This is a genomic window from Pseudomonas sp. LBUM1672 (assembly GCF_059695655.1).
In genome coordinates, this window is sequence record NZ_CP166781.1 from 381,274 (window position 1) to 395,578 (window position 14,305).

At 60.4% G+C, this 14,305-nt stretch carries 14 protein-coding genes and 1 pseudogene; 7 read left to right on the forward strand and 8 right to left on the reverse strand.

Annotated elements, in window-relative coordinates:
* Nucleotides 1–76: 76 nt before the first annotated feature.
* The 7 genes from pip to ACA053_RS01795 all read left to right on the forward strand — a co-directional run bounded on the left by pip (nucleotide 77) and on the right by ACA053_RS01795 (nucleotide 8,957).
* On the forward strand, nucleotides 77–1,048 hold the full coding sequence (gene pip / locus ACA053_RS01765) for a prolyl aminopeptidase (RefSeq protein ID WP_109627529.1): 972 nt from the start codon (nucleotides 77–79) through the stop codon (nucleotides 1,046–1,048).
* Nucleotides 1,045–1,482 (forward strand): D-aminoacyl-tRNA deacylase, encoded by a 438-nt coding sequence (gene dtd / locus ACA053_RS01770; protein WP_109627531.1) that lies wholly within the window; start codon nucleotides 1,045–1,047, stop codon nucleotides 1,480–1,482. The genes pip and dtd overlap by 4 nt, the downstream gene beginning before the upstream one ends.
* 276 nt (nucleotides 1,483–1,758) lie before the next feature.
* Nucleotides 1,759–3,588, forward strand: a complete 1,830-nt coding sequence (locus ACA053_RS01775) for a glucan biosynthesis protein G (protein WP_497315042.1) — start codon at nucleotides 1,759–1,761, stop codon at nucleotides 3,586–3,588.
* Complete coding sequence (gene mdoH / locus ACA053_RS01780) at nucleotides 3,581–6,151, forward strand: glucans biosynthesis glucosyltransferase MdoH (RefSeq protein ID WP_109627534.1); 2,571 nt, start codon at nucleotides 3,581–3,583, stop codon at nucleotides 6,149–6,151. Before ACA053_RS01775 ends, mdoH begins: the two co-directional genes overlap by 8 nt.
* Nucleotides 6,152–6,343: 192 nt before the next feature.
* Nucleotides 6,344–7,141: a transporter substrate-binding domain-containing protein gene (locus ACA053_RS01785; RefSeq protein ID WP_497396112.1), complete on the forward strand. Its 798-nt coding sequence runs from the start codon at nucleotides 6,344–6,346 to the stop codon at nucleotides 7,139–7,141.
* Nucleotides 7,142–7,270: 129 nt separating this feature from the next.
* A complete protein-coding gene (locus ACA053_RS01790; protein WP_109627535.1) occupies nucleotides 7,271–8,230 on the forward strand; it encodes an amino acid ABC transporter permease in 960 nt (319 codons plus the stop codon).
* The gene (locus ACA053_RS01795; protein WP_109627537.1) at nucleotides 8,223–8,957 is read left to right on the forward strand and encodes an amino acid ABC transporter ATP-binding protein; all 735 of its coding nucleotides are present in this window, start codon (nucleotides 8,223–8,225) and stop codon (nucleotides 8,955–8,957) included. The genes ACA053_RS01790 and ACA053_RS01795 overlap by 8 nt, the downstream gene beginning before the upstream one ends.
* A 142-nt stretch (nucleotides 8,958–9,099) precedes the next feature.
* On the opposite strand, the gene ACA053_RS01800 is transcribed toward ACA053_RS01795, so the two are convergent.
* From ACA053_RS01800 to hisI, 8 genes and pseudogenes are all read right to left on the reverse strand, one after another.
* Nucleotides 9,100–9,972 (reverse strand): methyl-accepting chemotaxis protein, encoded by an 873-nt coding sequence (locus ACA053_RS01800; RefSeq protein ID WP_371922069.1) that lies wholly within the window; start codon nucleotides 9,970–9,972, stop codon nucleotides 9,100–9,102.
* Nucleotides 9,958–11,016: pseudogene (locus tag ACA053_RS01805) on the reverse strand (methyl-accepting chemotaxis protein); the annotation flags it as partial. The gene ACA053_RS01800 and the pseudogene ACA053_RS01805, both read right to left, overlap by 15 nt.
* A 288-nt stretch (nucleotides 11,017–11,304) precedes the next feature.
* Complete coding sequence (locus ACA053_RS01810) at nucleotides 11,305–12,012, reverse strand: 16S rRNA (uracil(1498)-N(3))-methyltransferase (RefSeq protein ID WP_109627540.1); 708 nt, start codon at nucleotides 12,010–12,012, stop codon at nucleotides 11,305–11,307.
* Nucleotides 12,009–12,803 (reverse strand): twin-arginine translocase subunit TatC, encoded by a 795-nt coding sequence (gene tatC, locus ACA053_RS01815; RefSeq protein ID WP_084322536.1) that lies wholly within the window; start codon nucleotides 12,801–12,803, stop codon nucleotides 12,009–12,011. The genes ACA053_RS01810 and tatC overlap by 4 nt, the downstream gene beginning before the upstream one ends.
* A complete protein-coding gene (tatB, locus tag ACA053_RS01820; RefSeq protein WP_497315047.1) occupies nucleotides 12,800–13,249 on the reverse strand; it encodes a Sec-independent protein translocase protein TatB in 450 nt (149 codons plus the stop codon). The genes tatC and tatB overlap by 4 nt, the downstream gene beginning before the upstream one ends.
* Before the next feature lie 10 nt (nucleotides 13,250–13,259).
* Nucleotides 13,260–13,538, reverse strand: coding sequence for a twin-arginine translocase TatA/TatE family subunit (locus tag ACA053_RS01825; RefSeq protein WP_010464483.1), 279 nt, complete (start codon nucleotides 13,536–13,538; stop codon nucleotides 13,260–13,262).
* 25 nt (nucleotides 13,539–13,563) lie between these two features.
* Nucleotides 13,564–13,896: a phosphoribosyl-ATP diphosphatase gene (locus ACA053_RS01830; protein WP_008047820.1), complete on the reverse strand. Its 333-nt coding sequence runs from the start codon at nucleotides 13,894–13,896 to the stop codon at nucleotides 13,564–13,566.
* The gene (gene hisI / locus ACA053_RS01835) at nucleotides 13,889–14,290 is read right to left on the reverse strand and encodes a phosphoribosyl-AMP cyclohydrolase (RefSeq protein WP_054054645.1); all 402 of its coding nucleotides are present in this window, start codon (nucleotides 14,288–14,290) and stop codon (nucleotides 13,889–13,891) included. Before hisI ends, ACA053_RS01830 begins: the two co-directional genes overlap by 8 nt.
* Between the last annotated feature and the right edge of the window lie 15 nt (nucleotides 14,291–14,305).

Genomic DNA, 14,305 nt, shown 5'->3' on the forward strand with positions numbered 1-14,305 from the left:
TTCGGGTTTATGATGCCGGACGGCAGAATAATAGAAGTCCCCCCAGGGATGACCTCGACCCCTTACGGAGCGCGCAATGCAGACTTTGTACCCGCAGATCAAACCCCACGCCCGGCACGATCTGGCCGTCGATGAAACGCACACCCTGTATGTCGACGAAAGCGGTTCACCGGAAGGTTTGCCGGTGGTGTTCATCCACGGCGGCCCCGGCGCCGGGTGCGATGCCCAGAGCCGCCGGTACTTCGATCCGAACCTGTACCGCATCGTGACCTTCGACCAGCGCGGTTGCGGTCGCTCCACGCCCCACGCCAGTCTTGAAAACAACACCACCTGGGATCTGGTCGCCGACCTTGAGCGAATTCGCAAACACCTGGGCATCGATAAATGGGTGCTGTTCGGCGGTTCCTGGGGCTCGACGCTGGCGCTGGCTTACGCGCAAACCCATCCGGAGCGTGTACACGGTCTGATTCTGCGCGGGATTTTTCTCTGTCGTCCGCAGGAAATCGAATGGTTCTACCAGTGTGGCGCCAGCCGTCTGTTCCCCGATTACTGGCAGGACTACGTCGCACCCATTCCGCTGGACGAGCGCGACGACCTGCTCAGCGCTTTCCACAAGCGCCTGACCGGCAACGATCAGATCGCCCAGATGCACGCGGCCAAGGCCTGGTCCACCTGGGAAGGCCGGACCGCGACTTTGCGTCCGAACCCGCTGGTGGTCGATCGCTTCTCTGAGCCTCAGCGCGCGTTATCCATCGCACGCATCGAATGCCACTACTTCACCAACAATGCCTTCCTTGAGCCGAACCAGCTGATTCGCGACATGGGCAAGATCGCCCATTTGCCAGGCGTGATCGTCCACGGTCGATATGACGTGATCTGTCCGCTGGACAATGCCTGGGAACTGCATCAGGCCTGGCCGAACAGCGAACTCCAGGTGATCCGCGATGCGGGCCACGCCGCGTCCGAACCGGGCATCACCGATGCGCTGGTACGTGCCGCCGGACAGATGGCTCGCCGCTTGCTTGACCTGCCGCCCGAAGAAGCATGAAGGGCCTGCTGCAACGCGTGCGTGGCGCGCGTGTCGAGGTAGCGGGGGAGGTGGTGGGAGCGGTGGATCAGGGGTTGTTGGTGCTGGTGGCGGTCGAACCCGAGGATACTCGTGCCAGCGCCGACAAACTTCTGCATAAACTGCTTAACTATCGAGTATTCAGTGACGCCGAGGGCAAGATGAATCTGTCGTTGGCGGATGTAAGCGGCGGGTTGCTGCTGGTCTCGCAGTTCACCCTGGCCGCTGATACCAAGAGCGGGTTGCGCCCGAGTTTTTCGACCGCGGCCCCTCCGGCCCTGGGCGAGGAACTTTTCGACTATCTATTAAGCAAAGCGAAACAGGTGCATGGCACTGTGGCATCAGGTAGATTCGGCGCGGATATGCAGGTGCACCTGGTCAACGATGGCCCGGTCACCTTCCTGTTACAGACGTGAAAGCCCTTGAAACATGTTTTTCAGGGCTTTTCGACTGAAAACAGGGGTTTTTCGCGATAAATACTTTGTTACCCCTGATGCGTTGTAACGCGGCCTACTAGATAATCGCGCGCTACGGGGATCAGCGTTCGTTGGTCCATTTTGACTTAGGTAGAGACTTGTCCGTGACCTGTTGGGGAATCATTTAGCCCCATGGGAGTCGGAACAATGCTCGCCAACCTGGCATATAGATAGCTGGCCGTTGGTTTTTTGATCTGTTTTCGGCGAGGGTTGCTCGTGATTGTTAGTCCCTGTAATGCACCAAATATGACTGCCAAACGGTTCCGAAGCGCTCTGGTAGCGGGCTCTGCACTGCTCTGCCTGCTCAGCGCCGGCCAGCTTTGGGCATTCAATCTGGAGGATGTATCGGTCAAGGCGAAAGAGCTGGCCGGACAAAAATACGAAGCCCCGCGCAGTAACCTGCCGAACGAATTCCGCGAAATGAAATTCGCGGACTATCAAAAAATTCGTTTCCGCACTGAAAAAGCCGAATGGGCCGATCAGAAAACCCCGTTCAAGCTTTCGTTCTATCACCAGGGCATGCACTTCGATACGCCGGTGAAAATTAACGAAATCACGGCCAACACCGTCGAAGAGATCAAATACGACCCGAGTCGTTTCGATTTCGGCGATGTGAAGTTCGATCCTAAAGCCACCGAGCAACTGGGTTATGCCGGTTTCCGCGTGCTTTACCCGATCAACAAGGCCGACAAGCAAGACGAAATCATGACCATGCTCGGCGCGAGCTACTTCCGCGTTGTCGGCAAGGGTCACACCTATGGCTTGTCCGCGCGCGGCATGGCCATCGATACCGCCTTGCCGTCCGGCGAAGAATTCCCGCGTTTCACCGAATTCTGGATTCAACAGCCGAAACCGGGTGACAAGCACCTGGTGATCTTCGCGCTGCTGGATTCGCCACGCGCCACCGGTGCTTACCGTCTGACCCTGCGTCCAGGCAGCGACACTATTGTCGACGTCAAGGCCCGCATGTTCCTGCGTGACAAGGTCACCAAGCTCGGCGTTGCGCCGCTGACCAGCATGTTCCTGTTCGGCGCCAACCAGCCGTCGAAAGTGCTGAACTACCGTCGTGAACTGCACGACTCCAGCGGTCTGTCGATCCATGCCGGCAACGGCGAGTGGATCTGGCGTCCACTGAACAATCCAAAACACCTGGCCGTGAGCAACTTCTCGATCGAGAACCCGCGTGGTTTCGGCTTGCTGCAACGTGGCCGCGACTTCAGCCACTACGAAGACCTCGACGACCGCTACGACAAGCGCCCAAGTGCCTGGATCGAACCAAAAGGCGATTGGGGCAAGGGCTCCGTCGATCTGGTAGAGATTCCGACTGCCGACGAAACCAACGACAATATCGTTGCCTTCTGGAGCCCGGAAAAACTGCCTGAGCCTGGCCAGCCGCTGGACGTCGCTTATCGCATGCACTGGACCATCGACGAAGCCGCTCTTCACGCACCGGACAGCGCCTGGGTCCAGCAGACCCTGCGTTCCACGGGTGACGTGAAACAGTCCAACCTGATCCGTCAGCCGGATGGCAGCGTTGCCTATCTGGTGGACTTCGAAGGTCCGTCCCTGGCAGCACTGCCGGAAACCGCGGACGTTCGCAGCCAGGTCAGCGTTGGCGACAATGCCGAGCTGGTCGAGAACAGCGTGCGTTACAACCCTGAAACCAAGGGCTGGCGCTTGACCCTGCGGATGAAAATCAAGGATCCGGGCAAGCCTACCGAGATGCGTGCGGCACTGGTCGAGAACATCGTACCGGGTGACCTCTCCAAGAACTCGCTGCCAGTCTCCAACTCTTCGGTTGCCAAGGCCGACAAAGTGGCCGCCAAGCAACAAGAGAAGGCGGACAAGGAAGCCAAGGACGCCAAGCAAGCCGAAGCCAAGCAGGCTGACGCCAAGCCAGTTGCCGATACCAAGGACAAGGACAAGGACAACAAAGACGCCAAGCAGCCTGTTGCTGCGGACGCGGCCCCAGCCACACCGGAATCGGTCTCGACTGAAGAAGTCCTGACCGAGACCTGGAGCTACCAGTTGCCTGCCGATGAGTAATTCTCAAGTACAGCCAGAGACTCTTGCCGAGTATCTGGCGCATTTACCGATGACCGACCAGCAGCGCGCGGAACTCGCGGGCTGCCAGTCCTTCAGCGAACTGCACCAACGTCTGTCGTCTTCGACATTTGACGCACCGGCCGAGGCTGCTCAAGCCTCGGTGGGCCGTCGCCTGACCCTGAACACCGCTGAAGAGCTGGAAGAAGCGGAAATGCTGGCGGTCGACGCCAGTGGTCGGGTGTGCCTCAAGGCCACTCCGCCGATCCGTCGAACCAAAGTCGTGCCGGAGCCGTGGCGCACCAATATTCTGGTGCGTGGCTGGCGTCGTCTGACCGGTCGCACCAATCCGCCGGCCCCGCCGAAGGACGAGAACGTGCTGCCGGCGGCTCGCTGGCGCACGGTCGGTTCCATTCGGCGTTACATCCTGCTGGTCCTGATGCTCGGTCAGACCATCGTCGCCGGCTGGTACATGAAAGGCATCATGCCGTATCAGGGCTGGTCGTTCGTCGACCTGAACGAAGTCCTGCATCAACCGATCCTGAAAACCGTCACGCAAGTGCTGCCGTATGCGCTGCAAACCAGCATCCTGATTCTGTTCGGGATTCTGTTCTGCTGGGTCTCGGCCGGTTTCTGGACCGCGCTAATGGGCTTCCTTGAGTTGCTCACCGGGCACGACAAATACCGCATCTCCGGTAAAAGTGCTGGCAACGAGCCGATCGCCAAGGACGCGCGCACCGCACTGGTGATGCCGATCTGCAACGAAGACGTGCCGCGGGTGTTTGCCGGTTTGCGGGCGACTTTCGAGTCGGTTGCAGCCACGGGTGACCTGGATCGCTTCGACTTCTTCGTCCTCAGCGACAGTAACGACGCAGACATTTGCGTAGCCGAGCAACAGGCCTGGCTGGACGTCTGCCGTGAAGCCAAGGGTTTCGGCAAGATTTTCTATCGCCGTCGTCGCCGTCGTGTGAAACGTAAAAGCGGCAACCTCGACGACTTCTGTCGTCGCTGGGGCGGTGATTACAAGTACATGGTCGTGCTCGACGCGGACTCCGTGATGAGTGGTGACTGCCTGACCAGTCTGGTGCGCTTGATGGAAGCCACGCCGGACGCCGGGATCATCCAGACCGCGCCGCGTGCCTCGGGCATGGACACCCTTTATGCGCGTATGCAGCAGTTTGCGACCCGTGTATACGGTCCGCTGTTTACCGCCGGCCTGCACTTCTGGCAGTTGGGTGAATCCCACTACTGGGGCCACAACGCGATCATCCGCATGAAGCCGTTCATCGAGCACTGCGCCCTGGCGCCGTTGCCGGGTAAAGGTGCTTTTGCCGGTGCGATTCTGTCTCACGACTTCGTCGAAGCGGCGCTGATGCGCCGTGCCGGCTGGGGCGTGTGGATTGCCTACGATTTGCCGGGCAGCTACGAAGAACTGCCGCCGAACCTGCTGGACGAACTCAAGCGTGACCGTCGCTGGTGCCACGGTAACCTGATGAACTTCCGCCTGTTCCTGGTCAAGGGCATGCACCCGGTTCACCGTGCGGTGTTCCTGACCGGCGTGATGTCTTACCTGTCGGCGCCGTTGTGGTTCTTCTTCCTGGTGTTGTCGACGGCGCTGCTGGCGGTCAACACCTTGATGGAACCGCAGTACTTCCTTGAGCCGCGCCAGCTCTATCCGCTGTGGCCGCAATGGCACCCGGACAAGGCGATTGCGCTGTTCTCGACGACGATCGTGCTGTTGTTCCTGCCGAAGCTGTTGAGCATCATCCTGATCTGGGCCAAGGGCGCGAAAGAGTTCGGTGGCAAGTTCAAGGTGACCTTGTCGATGCTGCTGGAGATGCTGTTCTCCATGTTGCTGGCGCCGGTGCGGATGATTTTCCACACCCGTTTCGTACTCGCCGCGTTCCTCGGCTGGGCCGCGACCTGGAACTCGCCACAACGTGATGACGACTCCACGCCATGGAGCGAAGCGGTCAAGCGCCACGGTCCGCAAACCCTGCTGGGCTTCTTCTGGGCCCTGCTGGTGGTCTGGCTGAACCCGAGCTTCCTGTGGTGGCTGGTGCCGATCGTCGGTTCGTTGATGCTGTCGATCCCGGTGTCGGTGATCTCCAGCCGTGTCGGTCTGGGGCTCAAGTCCCGTGACGAGAGCCTGTTCCTGATCCCTGAGGAATACAATCCGCCACAGGCGCTGCTGGCAACCGATCAGTACACCCACGAAAACCGTTGGCATGCACTGAACGACGGTTTCATCCGTGCGGTGGTCGATCCGCAGCAGAACGCCTTGGCGTGCTCGCTGGCGACCTCGCGTCACGGTCAGGCCGAGCCGATCGAATGGTTGCGCATCGAGCGGGTACGTCACGCCTTGAAAGTCGGGCCTGACGGCCTGAACAACAATGAGCGTGTGCAACTGCTGAGCGACCCGGTGGCACTGGCTCGCTTGCACGAGCAGATCTGGAATGAAGGCCATCCCGAGTGGCTGGCAGCCTGGCGCAAATCGGTGAAAGCCGATCCCCATGCGCCGCTACTACCGCTTAAACCACTGAGTGCGCAGCCTCAGTTGGCGTAACAAACAGCCCCGCTAACCAGCGGGGCTTTTTTTTGCCTGAACGTTGCCAAACCCTTGTGCAAACAAACGAGTACGTTAGCATCCGTCCCCGAATGGGTGCGCCCGGACAATTTTCTGTTCGTATCTGCCGGTTTCCTAAAGGAAATCTGCCGTTTGCGCGCCTCACAACGCAATGGTTTTGGGGACTTGATGATGAAGAAGTATCTGTCGATGCTGCTGGTCGGCGTCACGGCATTGGTTGCAGTCAACGCGGCGCAGGCCGGTGCCATTGATGACGCGGTCAAGCGCGGCACGCTGAAAGTCGGCATGGACCCGACCTACATGCCGTTCGAAATGACCAACAAGCGCGGCGAGATCATCGGTTTCGAAGTCGACATCCTCAAAGCCATGACCAAGGCGATGGGCGTCAAACTGGAATTGGTATCCACCGGTTATGACGGCATCATCCCGGCCCTGCTGACCGACAAGTTCGACATGATCGGCAGCGGCATGACCCTGACCCAGGAACGCAACCTGCGCCTGAACTTCAGCGAACCGTTCATCGTGGTCGGCCAGACCCTGCTGATCCGCAAGGAGCTGGAAGGCACCATCAAGTCCTATAAAGACCTGAACACCGCCGACTACCGCATCACCTCCAAGCTCGGCACCACCGGTGAGATGGTCGCCAAGAAGCTGATCTCCAAAGCCAAGTACCACGGCTACGACAACGAGCAGGAGGCCGTGCTCGACGTGGTCAACGGCAAGGCCGACGCCTTCATCTACGACGCGCCGTACAACGTCGTGGCCGTGAACAAGGTCGGCGCCGGCAAACTGGTGTTCCTTGACAAGCCGTTCACCTACGAGCCGCTGGCTTTCGGTCTGAAGAAGGGTGATTACGACAGCATCAACTTCATCAACAACTTCCTGCACCAGATTCACGAAGACGGCACCTACGATCGCATCCATGACAAGTGGTTCAAAGACACTGCCTGGCAGAAGGACATGGAGTAACTCGGTCAGATAAACCGAGTCGCGCCCAATCGCCAGCAGGCTGGCTCCCACAATGAAATGCATTCCCCTGTGGGAGCCAGCCTGCTGGCGATGACGGCCTCCAAGGCAACACAAATCCCGGAACCTGCAATGAAACAGAAAAAAGCCCAATGGCCCTGGCACGTCTTGACCGTGCTCGTGCTGATCGGCCTGGCCGGCGCGTTGTATTACGCCACCTCGCTGATGTCCTACGAATGGCGCTGGAACCGCGTGCCGCAATACTTCGCCTACCACGCCGAAGAGTCCCAGCGCGCCGCCGACATCTCCACTGTCAGCGAACTGGTGCGCAAGGGCGATAAAGCCGAAGTCACCCTGCGCAATGACGCAGGCGACGAGCAACACGTGACCGTAGACGACAACAGCCTGCAAGTCGCCCGGGGCGATGACGTCGCGGAGGGCGACGTGATCGGCGTGACTCGCCATTGGGCCGCCGGACCGCTGATGTGGGGCCTGTGGACCACCTTGTGGTTGTCCGTGGTGTCTGGCGTGCTTGGCCTGCTGATCGGCCTCGCCACGGGCTTGTGCCGTCTGTCGAACAACCCGACTTTGCGCGATCTCTCGACCATTTACGTCGAACTGGTGCGCGGCACGCCGTTGCTGGTGCAGATCTTCATTTTCTACTTCTTCATCGGCACCGTGATGAACCTGTCCCGGGAGTTCGCCGGGATCGCCGCACTGTCGCTGTTCACCGGTGCCTATGTCGCTGAGATCATCCGTTCCGGCGTGCAGTCCATCGCCCGTGGCCAGAACGAAGCCGCCCGTTCTCTGGGCTTGAGCGCTGGCCAGTCGATGCGCCATGTCGTGCTGCCGCAAGCCTTGAAGCGCGTGCTGCCGCCGCTGGCCGGGCAGTTCATCAGTCTGGTCAAGGACACTTCACTGGTGTCGGTGATCGCGATTACCGAACTGCTCAAAAGCGGCCGTGAAGTCATCACCACCTCGTTCTCGCCGTTCGAAATCCTGTTCTGCGTGGCCGGGCTGTACCTGTTGATCAACCTGCCGCTGTCGAAAATCGCCAGCCGGCTTGAGCGGAGGCTCGCGCAAAGTGATTGAAGTCCGCGATCTGGTAAAAGTCTTCGACACCCGTGGCCAGGTGGTTCGCGCGGTGGATAACGTCACCACGCACGTGGCCAAGGGCGAAGTGCTGGTGGTGATCGGCCCGTCCGGTTCCGGCAAGTCCACTTTCCTGCGCTGCCTCAACGGCCTGGAAGAGTTTGACTCGGGTTCGGTGAGCATCGACGGCCTGCAACTGGCCGATCCGAAAACCGACGTGAACGCCTACCGCCGCGAAGTCGGCATGGTGTTCCAGCATTTCAATCTGTTCCCGCACATGACCGTGCTGGAAAACCTCTGCCTGGCCCAGAAAGTCGTGCGCAAACGCGGTAAGAAGGAGCGCGAGGCCAAGGCCTTGGCGTTGCTGGAAAAGGTCGGCATTGCGCAGAAGGCCAACGAGTTTCCATCGCGCCTGTCCGGCGGTCAGCAACAGCGCGTTGCCATCGCCCGGGCGTTGGCGATGGAGCCAAAGGTCATGCTGTTCGATGAGCCGACTTCGGCGCTTGATCCGGAAATGGTCGGCGAAGTGCTGGACGTGATGAAAACCCTGGCCGTGGAAGGCATGACCATGGTCTGCGTCACCCACGAAATGGGCTTTGCGCGGGAAGTGGCGGATCGGGTGCTGTTCTTCGATCACGGTAAATTGCTGGAAGATGCCTCACCGGCGGAGTTCTTCGATGCACCGAAGGATCCGCGGGCGCAGGCTTTCTTGCGGCAGGTCCTCTGACAGTAGCGCCTTGCGGGCCGCTAATCGCTAGCAGGCTAGCTCCCACAGTGGATTTGTGGTGTTCACACCAAACCCTGTGGGAGCCAGCCTGCTGGCGATAGCATCACCTCGGTCCCAAGCGAACCGAGGTATTTACATCGCCTTATACCTTGAACCGCCCCACCAGCATCTGCAGATGCGTCCCCAACCGCGCCAGCTCTACGCTGGAGGCCGCCGTCTCTTCACTGGCTGCCGAGGTCTGGTCCGACACGTCGCGCACGTTCAGCACGCTACGGTTGATCTCCTCGGCCACGGCGGTTTGCTGCTCGGCCGCGGCGGCGATCTGCTGATTCATCGATTGAATCGCCGACACCGTGCGGGTGATGCTTTCCAGTGAGCTGCCGGCGCGGCGGGTCAGTTCGACGCTGCTGTCGGTCAGGCTGCGGCTGTTGTCCATGATGGTCGCGACCTGCTGGGTGCCGGTTTGCAGGCCGACGATCAGCTCTTCGATTTCCTCGGTGGACTTCTGGGTGCGCTGGGCCAGGCTGCGGACTTCATCGGCGACCACCGCGAAACCGCGACCCGCTTCACCGGCACGGGCGGCTTCGATCGCCGCGTTGAGCGCCAACAGGTTGGTTTGCTGGGCGACGGATTTGATCACGTCGAGCACGCTGCCGATCTTGTCGCTTTCGCGTTTCAGATCGCCCATGGCCGCTGTGGAGTTGCCGACTTCAAGGGCCAGGCGCTCGATCTGGGCGATGGCTTCGCCGACCACTTTGTCGCCCTCGCGGGCTTGTTGGTCGGCGGCGACGGCCGCTTCGGAGGCTTCTTCGGCGTTACGCGCGACTTCCTGCACGGTGGCGGTCATTTCGTTCATCGCGGTGGCCACCTGGTCGGTCTCGACCTTCTGGCTATTGACCCCGGCACTGGTCTGTTCGGTGACGGCGGACAGCTCTTCCGCAGCATTGGCGATTTGCGTAACGCCATCGCTGATGCCGCCGATCAGTTCGCGCAGGCCCAGGGTCATGCTCTGCATGGCGCGCTGGAGCTGGCCCAATTCGTCGCGACGCTCGGAAACGAGGTTTTGCGTCAGATCGCCAGCGGCCACGCGCTCGGCGACTTTGAGGGTCTGGTTCAGCGGAATCACGATCTGGCGAGTGATCGCCCATGCCGCCAGCAAACCAAACGCCAGGGCCAGAACGGTGGCCATCAGCAACAGGTTCTTGGCGTGCGCGGCGTCGGTGTCACGGACGATGGTTTGCGACACGGTGAGTTTTTTGCTGACGTTGAGCAGGATCTCGCCTTGCTCGGCCATGCGCTTGAGGGAGGCGGCGCTGGCAACCTGCGAGTCGCGGAACTGGCTGATAGCGGCACGGTAGGCTTTAAGCGAATCACTGGCCTGTTGCAGGTTGGCGATGTGCTGCTCAGGCAGTTTCGATGGCAGGCTTTCTAGATTTTTCAGGGCGTTATCGATGGCGTCCAGCGCAGGCTGTTCGGCCTCGGTCTTGCCGCTGTAGGTGTAGCCGCGAACTTGGAAGCGGGCCTGCTGAATCAGTTTGCTCAGGTCGATCACGCTGTTGAAGTCGGCGACGCTCTCGCCTTGCAGCATGGATTTTTCGACCTCGGCGACGCGGGCTACCGCATTGTCGGCGGTCGCGCCCAGCTTGCTGCGGGCGTCTTCGCGGTTGGCGCCGGCCTGGGTCATCGCGATGAAGGCTTGCTTGTACTGACTGACGGCAGCCAGTTGCTGATCGATCATCGTCACGTCGGAAGGCTGTTCGATCAATTTACGCGCGGTTTGCAAACCGGCGTCGAGTTGGCTCAGCAGGTCGTTGACGGCGGCCGGGCCTTGTTCACCTCGGCGCATGTCGTAATCCATGCGGGCCAGGCGCAGGTCTTTGGTCAGGTCATTGAGGCTGGCGATGAACCCGAGCTTGTCGCCACGGCTCATCACGCCGGTCAGGCCGGTCCAGCCGGTGAAGGTGATCAGCAACGTGAGCAGCAGCACCAGACCGAAGCCGATCCCCAATTTGCGATTGACGCTTACATTTCCCAGACTCTCGGCTAGCCAACGGTACATGCTGCTACTCCCTCGGACCACACATTGGTTTTATGGGGGCTGTATCGGCAGGCGGCCGGGAATCTGTAGGTGCAACGCGGTATTCGGGCGAGTCAACACCTGTGGTGTGGTAATGCTGTTCATCTAAGACAATTTTCAGTCAGCAAGAATCTGTGGCGAGGGGATTTATCCCCGTTCGGCTGCGAAGCAGTCGTATATCCGGACTACTTTGTTTATCTGGAAAGACGCTGGGGCCGCTTCGCTGCCCAACGGGGATAAATCCCCTCGCCACAGGGACCATGTTTGAACTTAGAAAAGCCGGGCGAGCAGCGCGGTGACGGCGGTTTCGACGCGCAGGATGCGCTCGCCGAGTTGTACCGGTTGCAGGCCGGACTTGGCCAGCAGGTCGATTTCGTAAGGGATCCAGCCGCCTTCAGGGCCGATGGCCAGGGTTACCGGCTCGTCCAGGCCGCGGGGGCAGGGCGGGTAGTTGCCGGGGTGACCCACCAGGCCAAGGGTGCCTTCGGATATGGCCGGCAGACGATCTTCGACGAAGGGTTTGAAGCGCTTCTCGATGACGATTTCCGGCAGCACGCTGTCCCGCGCCTGTTCCAATCCGAGGATCAATTGCTCACGAATCGCCTCCGGCTCCAGAAACGGCGTTTGCCAGAAGCTCTTCTCGACGCGATAGCTGTTCACCAGGATGATTCGCGGCACACCCATGGCGGCCACGGTCTGGAACACCCGACGGAGCATTTTGGGGCGCGGAAGGGCCAATACCAGGGTCAGTGGCAGCTTGGCCGGTGGCGGCTGGTCGAGGGAGACGCGTAGTTCGGCTTCATCGGCGTCCAGACGCAACACTTCGGCCGAGCCCATCAGCCCGCCGATACGTCCGACGCGCATGCTGTCACCCACTTCGCAACGATGGACTTCCTGCATGTGCGTCAACCGGCGATCGCGCAGGATCACCCGGTCGGCCGCAATGAAGTCGGCCTCTTCGAGGAGCAGCAGGTTCACGGCTGGGTCGCTGGCGGCTGGTCGTTGTGATCGTCGACCGGCTGGTCGTCCGGATGCTCGCCGCGCTTGCTGATCAGGCCGCCAAACAGGATGCCGATCTCGAACAGCAGCCACATTGGTACAGCCAACAGCGTCTGCGAAAAGATGTCCGGCGGCGTCAGGATCATGCCGACCACGAAGCAGCCGATGATCACGTACGGGCGGATTTTCTTCAGGTATTTGACGTCGACCACACCGATCCACACCAGCAGCACCACGGCCACCGGGATCTCGAACGCCACGCCGAAGGCGAAGAACAGCGTCATGACGAAATCGAGGTAGCTGCTGATGTCGGTCATCATTTCCACGCCGGCCGGGGTGGCGGCGGCGAAGAATTTGAAGATCAACGGGAACACCAGGTAATAGGCGAACGCCATACCGGCATAGAACAGCATGATGCTGGACACCAACAACGGCACGGCGATGCGCTTCTCATGCTTGTACAGGCCCGGCGCGATGAAGCCCCAGATCTGATGCAGGATCACCGGAATCGCCAGGAACAGCGACACCATCATGGTCAGCTTCAGTGGTGTCAGGAACGGCGACGACACGTCGGTGGCGATCATCGTCGCACCGACCGGCAGGTATTGGCGCAGCGGCGTCGAGACGAAGGTGTAGATCTGCTGGGTGAAGGCGAACAACCCGGCGAAGATGATGAAGATCGCCGCTACGCAACGCAGCAGGCGGGTACGCAACTCGGTGAGGTGCGAAACCAGCGGCATGTGCTGGTCGTTTTCAGGAAGATCGCTCATGGGGCTCGCGGCGGCAGTGTTGGGTCATGAGGGGCCGGCGCAACAGGCGCAGCCGCAGGCGTGGCAGGTTCAAGCGGTGGCGTTGCAACAACGGGGGCAGGTTCTACAGCTGCTGTGACAGGCGCAGGCTCGGAGGCAGGTGCATGAATCGTCTGCTCCGCCACGGGCTCAACCGGTTGGACCGGTGTGGCTTCCTGCTGGGTCGGCGTGAAGATCTTCCGCGCCTCCTGCTCCAGCGACAGAATGTGCTCGTTGTGCAGTTGCCGACGAATCTCGTCGGCACCGATTTCACGTTCAACTTCCTGTTTGATCGCGTTGAAGCTGCGCTTCAGACGACCGACCCACAGGCCGGCGGTGCGCGCAGCACCCGGCAGACGCTCGGGACCCAGCACCAGCAGGGCGATGAGGCCGACGAGCAGCAGTTCAGAGAAGCTGATACCAAACATTAGTCAGTGCTCACACGTCTTTGCGGATCGGCTCTTCGACTTTTTGCGCCTGCACGTCGATGGTGTGCGGCTGGTTCACGGACTGCGTGGTCTGTGGCTGAACCGGTGGCACCGGTTGGGCCGGAGTAACAGTCGGATCGGCCGGTTTTTCGTCGTCGTTCATGGCTTTCTTGAAGCCCTTGATCGACTCGCCCACGTCAGTGCCGAGGTTTTTCAGTTTTTTGGTGCCGAACACCAAAACGACAACAACCAGGATGACGATCCAGTGTTTCCAGTCAAAAATGCCCATCTTGCTGCTCCTCTCTAATAGTTGTTCAGGCGGACGGGCGCGAGGCTTTCTCGGCGTGTCCGGACAGACCGAAACGACGGTCCAGTTCATCGAGTACAGCCTGTGGATGCTGCCCCAGTTGGGCGAGCATGACCATGCTGTGGAACCACAAATCGGCGGTCTCGTAGATCACATCGCTGCAGTCACCGCTGATGGCGGCGTCCTTGGCGGCAATGATGGTTTCGACCGACTCTTCGCCGACTTTTTCCAGAATCTTGTTCAAGCCTTTGTGGTACAGGCTGGCGACATACGAGCTGTCGGCGGCGGCGCCTTTGCGCTCTTCCAGCACCTCGGCCAGACGGGTCAGGGTGTCACTCATGGGTGTGTCCTGCGGAATAAATGGCGTGCGGGTCTTTGAGCACCGGGTCGACGGTTTTCCAGTCGCCGTTCTCGAAGACGCGATAGAAGCAGCTCTGGCGGCCGGTATGGCAGGCGATGTCGCCGATCTGCTCGACCATCAGAATGATCACGTCGGCGTCACAGTCCAGGCGCATCTCATGCAGCGTTTGCACATGGCCGGACTCTTCGCCCTTGCGCCACAGCTTGCCACGGGAACGTGACCAGTAAATGGCACGGTTTTCGGCCGCGCTCAGTTCCAGTGCTTCGCGGTTCATCCAGGCCATCATCAGGACGCGCCCGGTCTTGTGATCCTGGGCAATCGCCGGCACCAGGCCGTCGGCGTCCCACTTGATCTCGTCCAGCCAGTTTTTCATCTTCGACTCCGACAG

Coding starts and splice junctions, on each gene's coding strand:
- tatC (WP_084322536.1), bottom strand. CDS start 12,803: ATGAGCGATCTTCCTGAAAACGACCAGCACATGCCGCTGGTTTCGCAC.
- ACA053_RS01800 (WP_371922069.1), bottom strand. CDS start 9,972: ATGCAGAGCATGACCCTGGGCCTGCGCGAACTGATCGGCGGCATCAGC.
- ACA053_RS01830 (WP_008047820.1), bottom strand. CDS start 13,896: ATGAGTGACACCCTGACCCGTCTGGCCGAGGTGCTGGAAGAGCGCAAA.
- tatB (WP_497315047.1), bottom strand. CDS start 13,249: ATGTTTGGTATCAGCTTCTCTGAACTGCTGCTCGTCGGCCTCATCGCC.
- hisI (WP_054054645.1), bottom strand. CDS start 14,290: ATGAAAAACTGGCTGGACGAGATCAAGTGGGACGCCGACGGCCTGGTG.
- mdoH (WP_109627534.1), top strand. CDS start 3,581: ATGAGTAATTCTCAAGTACAGCCAGAGACTCTTGCCGAGTATCTGGCG.
- ACA053_RS01790 (WP_109627535.1), top strand. CDS start 7,271: ATGAAACAGAAAAAAGCCCAATGGCCCTGGCACGTCTTGACCGTGCTC.
- ACA053_RS01825 (WP_010464483.1), bottom strand. CDS start 13,538: ATGGGCATTTTTGACTGGAAACACTGGATCGTCATCCTGGTTGTTGTC.
- pip (WP_109627529.1), top strand. CDS start 77: ATGCAGACTTTGTACCCGCAGATCAAACCCCACGCCCGGCACGATCTG.
- dtd (WP_109627531.1), top strand. CDS start 1,045: ATGAAGGGCCTGCTGCAACGCGTGCGTGGCGCGCGTGTCGAGGTAGCG.
- ACA053_RS01785 (WP_497396112.1), top strand. CDS start 6,344: ATGAAGAAGTATCTGTCGATGCTGCTGGTCGGCGTCACGGCATTGGTT.